Here is a 262-nt window from a genome sequence, read left to right as displayed (position 1 = left end):
GGCGGTGTGTACAAGGCCCGGGAACGTATTCACCGTGGCATTCTGATCCACGATTACTAGCGATTCCGACTTCATGGAGTCGAGTTGCAGACTCCAATCCGGACTACGACGCACTTTATGAGGTCCGCTTGCTCTCGCGAGGTCGCTTCTCTTTGTATGCGCCATTGTAGCACGTGTGTAGCCCTGGTCGTAAGGGCCATGATGACTTGACGTCATCCCCACCTTCCTCCGGTTTATCACCGGCAGTCTCCTTTGAGTTCCC

The 262-nt window shown here is 55.0% G+C and carries 1 rRNA gene; it reads right to left on the bottom strand.

What is annotated here, in order from left to right:
- Positions 1-262: ribosomal RNA gene (locus DW58_RS19680) — 16S ribosomal RNA — on the bottom strand; the annotation flags it as partial.

It is taken from the genome of Siccibacter turicensis LMG 23730 (assembly GCF_000463155.2).
GTDB classification, from domain to species: Bacteria; Pseudomonadota; Gammaproteobacteria; order Enterobacterales; family Enterobacteriaceae; genus Siccibacter; species Siccibacter turicensis.
This window is presented reverse-complemented; position numbering and strand designations above follow the sequence as displayed.